Here is a 9,210-nt window from a genome sequence, read left to right on the forward strand (position 1 = left end):
CGCGGTCACCGCCCGGCCCGGGACAGCGACAGCCCGGTGCCCGCGTCGAACAGGTGCGCACGGTCCAGGTCCACGGTGACCTGGAGCCGCTCGCCCTGGGTGCCGGTGACGGTGGGGCGTGCCTTGACCTTGAGGATCTCCGTTCCCACGCGGACGTCGACGACCGTTCGGTCACCGAGCGGCTCAAGCCCGTAGAGCTCGCCGGGCAACGCAGCGTCCCCACGGTGCTCGACGGACAGGTCTTCCGCGCGCAGGCCCAGCAGCAGCGCACGACCGTCCTCAGCCGTGGTCCAGCGGGGCCGGGGCAGCGTCCAGCCTTCCGCACCGACCAGACGATCGCCCTCGGCACGGCAGGCGAGCAGGCTGATCGGCGGGCTCCCGACGAATCCGGCGACCCACCGGTTGGCCGGCCGTTCGTACACCTCGGTCGGCGTTCCGACCTGTTGCACCTTCCCCTCCTTGAGGACCGCGACCTGGTCGGCCATGGACAGGGCCTCGACCTGGTCGTTGGTCACATAGAGGAAGGTGGCGCCGAGGCTGCGGTGGATCCGGGTGAGCTCGGTGCGCATCTCGACGCGCAGCTTGAGGTCGAGGTTGGTCAGCGGCTCGTCCATGAGGAATGCGCGCGGGCTACGAACCAGCGCGCGGGCCAGGGCGACGCGTTGCATCTCACCGCCCGACAGCTGCGCGGGGCGACGCTGCAGCAGACGTTCGATGTGCAGCAGGCTCGACATCCGGTCGACGGCAGCGGCGATTTCGCTCGAGGAACACCGGCGCGCCCGCAGCGGCGAGGCGATGTTCTCGTATGCCGTGCGCCGCGGGTAGAGGGCGTAGTTCTGGAAGACCATGGCCAGGTCGCGTGCGGCCGGGGTGTCACCGGTCGCGTCCCTGCCGTCCAGATGCACCGCCCCGGCGTCCAGCTTCTCCAGGCCCGCGATCGCTCGCAGGGTCGTCGTCTTGCCTGCCCCGGAGGGCCCGAGCACGACGAAGAACGAGCCGTCCGGCACGTCCAGCGTCACCCCGTCCAGGGCTTGAACCTTGTCGAAGGACTTGCGCAGCCCGTGCGCTGCCACGGTTCCCATCAGGCCACCAGCTCTTCCGTGCTCACGTCGTAGACCGCCGGTGTGCCGCCGGTGTGCCGCAGCCCGACCGGTGCGTCGGCGGCGAAACGGACGGTCGGTGCCATCCGAACTCGTGATTCGCGCCGGCCGCCGTGGTCGACCACGTAGATGATTTCGTCGCCCAGCCACTCCGCCGAGACCACGCGGGCCGGGACCGAACGTTCCGCCCCTGCTTCGGTGACTTCCAGGGCCTCCGGCCGGACGCCGGCGACCAGGCGACGGTCGCGCGGCAGGCCCGGCGGTGGTGTGAGGACCAACCCGCCCGGACTGCGCAGCTTCCCGTCGGCCACCTCCACGTCGATCAGGTTCATCGGCGGGGAGCCGATGAACGCGGCGCAGAAGAGACTCGCCGGACGGTCGTAGACCTCCAGCGGCGTGCCGATCTGCTCGACGCGGCCCTTGTTGAGGATGGCGATCCGGTGACCGAGCGACATCGCCTCGACCTGGTCGTGGGTGACGTAGACCATCGTCGTCCCCAGTTCCCCCTGCAGGTGCTTGATCTCCGTACGCATGTCCGCCCGCAGCTCGGCGTCCAGGTTGGTGAGGGGTTCGTCCATGAGGAACGCGCGCGGTCGTCGCACCAGGGCGCGGGCAAGCGCGACGCGCTGCTGCTCCCCGCCGGACAGCCGGCTCGGTCGTCGGTTGAGCAGCGGACCTAGCCGCATCAGCCGGGCGGCCTCGTCGACCCGTTCGCGTACCTCGGCCTTGGGTAGTCCCTCGGCCCGCAGCGGGAAGGCGAGGTTGTCGCGAGTCCTCAGATGCGGGTAGAGGGCGTAGAACTGGAACACCATCGCGATGTCGCGCTCGGCCGGCGGCAGGTCGTTGACCAGCGTGTCGCCGATGCGGATGTCGCCCGTCGTCTGCCGCTCTAGGCCGGCTATGGCCCGCAGCGTGGTCGTCTTGCCGCAACCCGAAGGGCCGAGCATTACGAACAGCTCGCCGTCGCGAATGGACAGGTCCACCTGATCGACCGCGACCGTACCGTCCGGGTAGCGCTTGTGCAGAGCGGTCACCTCGATGCCGGCCATCAGCGTCGCACCGCCCCGAGCGTCACACCGGCGACGAGGTGCTTGCGCACCAGGTAGGCGAAGATGAGTACCGGTAGGGCGAACACCACGGAGGCGGCGGCCACGAGACCCCAGTCCACTGTGGTGCCGCCGATGAGGCCGGCGATGGCGGGTGGGGCCGTCCGCACCTCGTCGCTGGAGGTGAGGAAGATGGCGAACACGAACTCGTTCCACGAGAAGATGAGGGCGAAGACGGCCGTCGCGGCGATGCCGGGCACCAGCAGGGGGAGGGTGAATTTCCAGAAGGCCTGCAAGCGGGTGTAGCCGTCGAGCATGGCGGCGTCCTCGTACTCGGGGGGCACCTCGTCGACGAACCCCTTCATCATCCAGATCGTGAACGGGACGTTGAACGCGGCGTAGATGAGGATCAGGCCGAGCTTGCTGTCGATGAGTCCGACCTGGCGGTACATGAGGAAGATCGGGATCACGACCACCACCGGCGGCATGAAGCGGGTGGACAGGATGAAGAACAGCTGGTCCTTCTTGGCCCTCACGGAGAAGCGGGAGTAGGCCCAGGCCGCCGGGACCCCCAGCACGGTGGCCAGCAGCGTGGAGACTCCGGCGACCACGACGGAGTTGAGGAACGAGACGGACACGGCCGACCGACCGCCGCCGGGGGCGACGAACACGTCCTTGAAATGGTCCAGGGTGACCGTGAAGTCGAAGAACTTGGCCGGGATGGCATAGACGTCGCGGTTCTCCTTGATGGACGTCTCCAGCATCCACAGCGCCGGAAAGAGCATCACGGCGGCCAGCACGACCAGCAACGCGAGCTCCAGCACGGAGCGGCCCCGGCCGCCGCGGCGGGGCGCGGGGGCCGTGTGATCCCGGACCGGACCGGGGGACACGGCCTCGTCGATGGAGACGGCCATCAGTCCTCCTTGAGCTTGTTCAGGTAGCGCAGGTAGAGCTGCGTGAGGACGATGACCACGAGGACCATGAGAATCCCGTACGCCGAGGCAGTTCCGGTGTTGAAGCCCAGGAACGCGACCTTGTAGACGTGGAACGACAACGTCTCGGTGGAGACCCCCGGCCCGCCGTTGGTGAGGATGTAGACGAGGTCGAACAGCCGGAAGGCCTCGATGGCCCGGAACAACACGGCGATGAGGAGGAGCGGCCACACCAGTGGAAGAGTGATGGTGCGGAATCGGAACCACTCGGACGCCCGGTCGATCGACGCGGCCTCGTACAGGTATGTGGGAACCGCGGTCAGGCCGGCCAGCGCGATGAGCATGATGAACGGCGTCCATTGCCAGGTGTCGACCACGATCAGCGAGATCAGTGCCGTTCGCTGCTGGGTGAGCCACTCCACCTGCCCCAGGCCGACCGAGCCCAGGATGCTGTTGATCACGCCGAACTGCGCGTCCAGCATGAAGCGCCAGAACAGCCCGACCACGACCGGCGACAGCATCATCGGCACGAGGAACAGAGTGGTCAGCAGTCCTCGCCCGTGCGTGCGCCGGGAGATCAGGTACGCGATGGTGAAGCCGAGCACGGTCTGCAGAGTGACCGCGCCGACCACGTAGATCAACGTCGTCAGGGCCCGCTGGTGCACCTGCGCCGACGTCAGGATGGCGGTGTAGTTCTCGAACCACACGAAATGAGCGGGCCCCCCGCGAGTGGCCGAGTAGTCGGTGAAGGACAGGTACAGCGCCCACAGCAAGGGAAACACCGACATGGCGAGCAACAGCAGCAACGCGGGAGCGATGAAGGCCACGGCGAGCCGGCGGTCGCTCAACCAGCGGGACCGACCCGGGGCAGGCGGCGTCGGCGTCGCCACCTGCCCCGGGCGGTCGGTCGTCAGCGAGACGGGATCGCTCACAGTCCGCCGCCGCCCTTGCGGCCGCTGGAGTCGAGCACGCTCTGCTGTTCCTTGGCGATGTCGTCGAGTGCCTCCTTCGGCTCCTTAGCGCCGTTGAGAGCCGCGTTCACGTTGGTGTTCTCGATGTCGACGAGGCGCGCGTACTCGGGCACGTTCCACATGTCCCGCATCCGCGGAACCGAGTCGGCGTACACCTTGTTGAACGGCCCGGCGTTGAGGAACTCGGGTGACTCCAGGGCGTCCGTACGCGACGGCACGCCGCCGGCCGCGGCCCACTTCTTCTGGATGTCGGGCTGCTCGAACCACTTCATGAAGTTCAGGGCCTCGGCCTGGTTCGCCGCGGAGGAGTAGGCCGACACGTGCATGCCCATGCCGCCGAGAGGCACCAGGTTCGTCTTCTGGGCCGGCAGGGTGGCGAAGCCGAGCTTGTCGAGAATCTGCTCCCGCGTCTTGCCGAGCGTCGACTCCTTCGGGTCGAGCAGGCCGCCGCTCGCGGCAATCCAGTTGAACGCGATGCAGGCCTTGCCCTGGGCGACCGCCGCGTTCACCTCGTCGATGAACCAGTTGCCGGAGCCCTTGGCGGTCAGCGGCTTCATCTTGTTGACCAGGACGTCCATCGCCTCCTGGCCCGCGGCGTCGTTGAGAACGCCGTCGATCTTGCGCGTCTTGGCGTCCCAGAGGTTGCCGCCGTAGACGCCGTTGACCGTGTTGTAGGTGACGGCCGCGGCGTCGGAGCCGTTGGCCTGGTGGAAAGCCAGCCCGCTGACGCCCGGGTTGTCCGCCTGGCACTTCGCGGCGGCTGAGATCATCTCGTCCCAGGTCTGCGGTGGCTTGTCGCCGATCAGGTCCTTGCGGTAGATCATCGTCCAGGTGTCGCCGAGCAGCGGCAGTCCGTACAGGCTGGCGTTCTCGTCGCGCTGGCCGGTCTCCGCCTGGGGGTATTGGCCGTACGCCGCCAGGAGGTACGGGTTGTAGGCCTGGACGTCGATGTTCTGTTTCACGAAGTCGGTGAGGTCGAGGATGTTGCCGTTCGTCACGGCCTCGCCGATGTGTTGCGAGTCCAGGATCGCGACGTCGAAGTCGGTCTTGCGCGCGGCGAACTGGGTGAACATCGCGTCGTGCCAGTTCGCGTTCGGCACGGTGTTGACCTTGATGGTCGCGTTCGGCCGATCTTTCGTGTACTCCTCGTTCGCGAAGGCTTCCAGGGCTTTGGCGGGGGGCCACTCGAACCAGATGAAGCTGAGCGTCAGCGGGTCCTTGGTGAGCTCCGGAATCGTCGCCGGCGCCTTGGGGGCGCTTGCCTTCGCGCCGTCGTCCTCGCCGTCGCCGCACGCCGCCATGGTCGTGGCCACCAGCAGCATGGCCGCCGTCGCCAGCTGCACCTTTCGGCCGGCAACGGATATTCGTCCTGTTCGCTTCGGATGCCGCATCTTTCTGCCTGCTTTCCGGGTGGGGACTTCTAAGGGCCTCGCTACGTGTTTCGCCGAGCGGTTGCTGAGTTGTCCGGGTGGTGCCCGGCTGTCGTGGGAGCCGGTGTCACGAGTACGCCGCGTGGTGCCGGGTTCTTGATGCGGCCGGTTGCCGAACCGGGCAGGACGTCGAGCATGCTCATGGGAACGTCAGGTGCGTAGAGCGACGGAAGGCGGTTCCGCGATGTGCCGGATGGCGATCATCCGGCAGTTTTCCTATACGATCCGGCGTGGGCGTCAGCATGCCGCAGCGTGGTGATCGATGTCAACGGGCTCGCGAAGACGCAGGAAAGGACCTCAGGTCACGATGGACGACGAAGCGATGATCGCGCGGGGCCGCAGGTCCGTGACGGGTGCGGCGCCGCCGGGAAGATCCGGCGGCCGGCTGGCCGACGAGGTGTACGACACCCTGCTCGGACAGCTGATGTCGCTACGGATCGAGCCCGACTCCCGCGTCACGATCGACGTCCTGGCGCGGGAGCTGGGGGTCTCGCAGACGCCGATCCGGGACGCTCTGAACCGCATGGAGGCCGAGGGCCTGGTCGTGCGGGTGCCCCACGCCGGCTACCGCATTCCTCCCCAGATCACCCGTCACCGATTCGAGGACATGCTCGAGGTCCGCCTGCTCCTCGAGCCGGCAGCGGCGCGCAGGTCCGCCGAACGCGCATCGCTGGCGCAGGTGGCCGGTCTGCGGCGAATGCTCGAGGAGATGGCGGAGTTGGAGGGGGGCAGCGGGCCCACGGCCTACGGCGCCTTCGGGCTGCGCGACGCCGCTTTCCACGATCTCGTCGCCCTGAGCGCGGAGAACCAGGTCATCCGGGAAACGCTCGCCCGCCTGCACAGTCACGTGCACCTCTTCCGGCTTCACCGCGACACCCAGGTCACCCACCTGGCCATGGCCGAGCACGAGGAAGTTGTGGCCGCGATCGCCGCGCGGGACGCCGATGCCGCCGCCTACGCGATGCGCCGGCACATCCTGCGGTCCGGCGAGCGTTTCCGGCGATTGTTCGACGAGGCCAAGGACGATGAAGCAATGGCGGCGGACGCTTGACGGGCGGGCCGGGCCGAGCAATGCTGACTCATCGGATCGGATCCGATCCGATTTGATCTAGCTCACCCGCCCCCACGTGTAAGGAGAAGCAGGTGCCCAGAGCGCTGCTCCTGACCGGCGACGCCGCCGAGGAGCTCGACACCATGTATCCCTACTATCGCGTGCAGGAGGGCGGCTGGGACGTTGACGTCTCGTCACGGACGATGCGTGACGTGCAACTGGTCATCCACGAGTTCGACCCCAACTCCGACGCCTACGTGGAGAAGAACGGCCGGAAGCTGCCGGTCGACGTGCCCTGGGCCGAGGTCGACGTCGAGCGCTATGACGCCCTCATCATCCCCGGGGGGCGCGCCCCCGAGTGGATCCGGGTCGACGCCGACGTCAGGCGCATCACCGAGCACTTCTTCGCGCGCAACCTGCCCATCGCGCTGGTGTGCCACGGCGCGCAGGTGCCGGCGGTGTACGGCCTGCTGAAGGGCCGAAAGACAGCGTGCTTCCCGCCGATCACCGGTGACATGGAGAACGCGGGCGCGACGGTCATCGACGCGCCCGACGTCGTGGACGGCAACCTCGTCTCCTGCCGGGGCTGGCCCGACATGCCGCAGTTCGGCCGGGCCATGATGGAGGTCTTTTCCAAGTCCGTCAGCCAGTGACGGCAGTTCGGACCGTCGCGGTCGACGGTTCGCCCGTCCACATCATGGAAAGCGGCGCCGGACCCGCGGTGCTGATGCTGCACGGCTCCGGACCCGGCACGACCGGGTCCGGCGCCTGGGCGGCGACGGCGCAGGCGCTGGGCCCGTCCTGGCACTGGGTAGCACCTGACCATGCGGGGTTCGGCCGTACACCCGTTCCGCCGGGCTCCAGAGGTGGGCTCCAGCTGTGGACGGAGCAGGCCGCGGGCCTGATGGATGCTCTCGGTGTCGAGCGCTACGCCGTGGTGGGTCATTCCATGGGCGGCGCCGTGGCGCTGGCGTTGGCGGCCGCGCGCCCCCAGCAGATCACCCGGGTCGTGGCGGTCTCGACGATGGGCGCCCCCGGGGCGCCGCTGTCCGCCGATCTCGATGCGGTCTGGGCCGCCCCCGCCGGCCGGCTCGGGGCACGAGACATGCTGAGTCGCCTCGTCCTCGACCAGGCGCTCGTGACCGATTCGGCCGTCGACGCCCGCGCGGCCGCGATGCGAGCGGGGGCGGGCGCATTCGCGTCGTTGTTCCCCCCGCCCCGGGCGCGGTGGGCCGACGAGCTCGCCCTCTCGGCGCAGACGCTGGCCGCGGTTCGTGCACCCGTGCTGCTCGTTCACGGCGCTGAGGACCGGCTTACCCCGCTGGGGACGGCTGCCCTGCCCCTGCTCGAACATCTCGCCGATGTCCGTCTGCACGTGTTCGGCCGATGCGGGCACGTGCCGGCGATCGAGCACCCGCACGAGTTCAGGCAACTCCTGTCGAGTTTCCTCGGGCCGGGCTGAGGTCACCGGACCGGCCGTTCGCACCTCGACGTCCATCGCCCGCAGACCGTCTCGAACTCAGGCCCTGGCCGGTCTGCCGGCGCGACAGTCCAGGTCGCGGTTGTGGCCTCCATTCCGTAAGCAATTCTCGACGCGCAACGAGGTCGCGCGCGGAACCGTTACGGCGGCTGTCCGAATGCGCCCGCGCCGAATGGTCTTCAACCTTTCGTTGGTCGCCATCTGTGCAAATCGACGCACAGGACTCCCGAGAATGGCACCGAAAAAGTGTTACGACGGGTGCGGCAAGGCGGATCAGTGACGCCTCGGTTCTCGGTGGCACCGCGCAGCAGCCGAGCCGTGGGATCCGAATGTGGCGCTTCCACCAGGTGAAACCCCGAGCCGGGGAACTTCGGTGGCCGGCGCCCTTGAGCTTGATGAAACACTCTGGCAACATTGCCATCCTTGAATGTCTGATGTCTGCGACCCCCAAACGCTCGGCCCGCAGGCATTCGTCATCGACAAGATGTGAACGTTAACTCACCCCGAATGCAGCGGCCAGGAGCGGCGAATGTACACCTGCGGCACACCCCTCAAAAGGCATTGGCGGCGCGGTTATCTGGCGATTACCGCCGTGCTGGCACTGCTGGCCGGTACAGCGCTCACGGTTGTCGCCGCCCCGGCCGCTTCCGCCGCGACCATCGACACCAGCGCGTCGTATGTGCTGGTGAACCGCAACAGCGGCAAGGCCATCGACGTGTACAACCTGGCCACCAATGACGGGGCCCGGATCACTCAGTGGACCCGTAACGACGGGAGCCAGCAGCAGTGGCAGTTCGTCGACTCCGGGGGAGGCTTCTATCGGCTGAAGTCGCGGTTGTCGGGCAAGGTGCTGGACGTCTCGGGCGCCTCGACGGCGGACGGTGGCGCGATCGTGCAGTGGTCGGACAACAACGCCGCGAATCAGCAGTTCAGCGTGCAGGACATCGACGGTTACATCCAGCTGATCAACCGCAACAGTGGCAAGGCGGTCGAGGTGCAGGGCGCCTCCACGGCCGACGGTGGCAACATCGTGCAGTACGCCGACTGGAACGGGACCAACCAGCAGTGGCAGCTCGTCCGTGTCGGTGGCAGCACCCCCACGACGCCGCCGCCAACCGGGACCTTCACCAATCCGGTGGTGTGGCAGGACTTCGCCGACGGCGACATCATCCGGGTCGGGGACGCCTACTACTACTCGGC

9 protein-coding genes are annotated in these 9,210 nt (G+C 68.0%); 4 read left to right on the forward strand and 5 right to left on the reverse strand.

Annotated elements, in window-relative coordinates; all coding sequences use genetic code 11:
* Positions 1–5 precede the first annotated feature (5 nt).
* The 5 genes from LXN57_RS44935 to LXN57_RS44955 are packed head-to-tail and all read right to left on the reverse strand — an operon-like array spanning position 6 to position 5,392.
* Entirely contained in the window at positions 6–1,082 is a 1,077-nt protein-coding gene (locus LXN57_RS44935) for an ABC transporter ATP-binding protein (RefSeq protein WP_251804441.1), read from the reverse strand.
* A complete protein-coding gene (locus LXN57_RS44940) occupies positions 1,082–2,149 on the reverse strand; it encodes an ABC transporter ATP-binding protein (RefSeq protein WP_251804442.1) in 1,068 nt (355 codons plus the stop codon). Before LXN57_RS44940 ends, LXN57_RS44935 begins: the two co-directional genes overlap by 1 nt.
* Positions 2,149–3,060, reverse strand: a complete 912-nt coding sequence (locus tag LXN57_RS44945) for a carbohydrate ABC transporter permease (RefSeq protein ID WP_251804443.1) — start codon at positions 3,058–3,060, stop codon at positions 2,149–2,151. Before LXN57_RS44945 ends, LXN57_RS44940 begins: the two co-directional genes overlap by 1 nt.
* Positions 3,060–4,010, reverse strand: coding sequence for a carbohydrate ABC transporter permease (locus LXN57_RS44950; protein ID WP_251804444.1), 951 nt, complete (start codon positions 4,008–4,010; stop codon positions 3,060–3,062). Before LXN57_RS44950 ends, LXN57_RS44945 begins: the two co-directional genes overlap by 1 nt.
* Positions 4,007–5,392: an extracellular solute-binding protein gene (locus LXN57_RS44955; RefSeq protein WP_251804445.1), complete on the reverse strand. Its 1,386-nt coding sequence runs from the start codon at positions 5,390–5,392 to the stop codon at positions 4,007–4,009. The genes LXN57_RS44950 and LXN57_RS44955 overlap by 4 nt, the downstream gene beginning before the upstream one ends.
* A gap of 394 nt (positions 5,393–5,786) precedes the next feature.
* On the opposite strand from LXN57_RS44955, the gene LXN57_RS44960 reads away from it, so the two are divergent.
* The 4 genes from LXN57_RS44960 to LXN57_RS44975 form a co-directional block, all read left to right on the forward strand.
* Positions 5,787–6,530: a GntR family transcriptional regulator gene (locus LXN57_RS44960; protein WP_251804446.1), complete on the forward strand. Its 744-nt coding sequence runs from the start codon at positions 5,787–5,789 to the stop codon at positions 6,528–6,530.
* A gap of 92 nt (positions 6,531–6,622) precedes the next feature.
* The gene (locus tag LXN57_RS44965; RefSeq protein ID WP_221382603.1) at positions 6,623–7,183 is read left to right on the forward strand and encodes a DJ-1/PfpI family protein; all 561 of its coding nucleotides are present in this window, start codon (positions 6,623–6,625) and stop codon (positions 7,181–7,183) included.
* Positions 7,180–7,992, forward strand: a complete 813-nt coding sequence (locus LXN57_RS44970) for an alpha/beta fold hydrolase (protein WP_251804447.1) — start codon at positions 7,180–7,182, stop codon at positions 7,990–7,992. The genes LXN57_RS44965 and LXN57_RS44970 overlap by 4 nt, the downstream gene beginning before the upstream one ends.
* Positions 7,993–8,539: 547 nt before the next feature.
* On the forward strand, positions 8,540–9,210 hold a 671-nt coding region (locus tag LXN57_RS44975), incomplete at its 3' end, for an RICIN domain-containing protein (protein WP_251804448.1).

The sequence above is a fragment of the Paractinoplanes hotanensis genome (assembly GCF_023717965.1).
In the GTDB taxonomy this organism is placed as follows: domain Bacteria; phylum Actinomycetota; class Actinomycetes; order Mycobacteriales; family Micromonosporaceae; genus Actinoplanes; species Actinoplanes polyasparticus.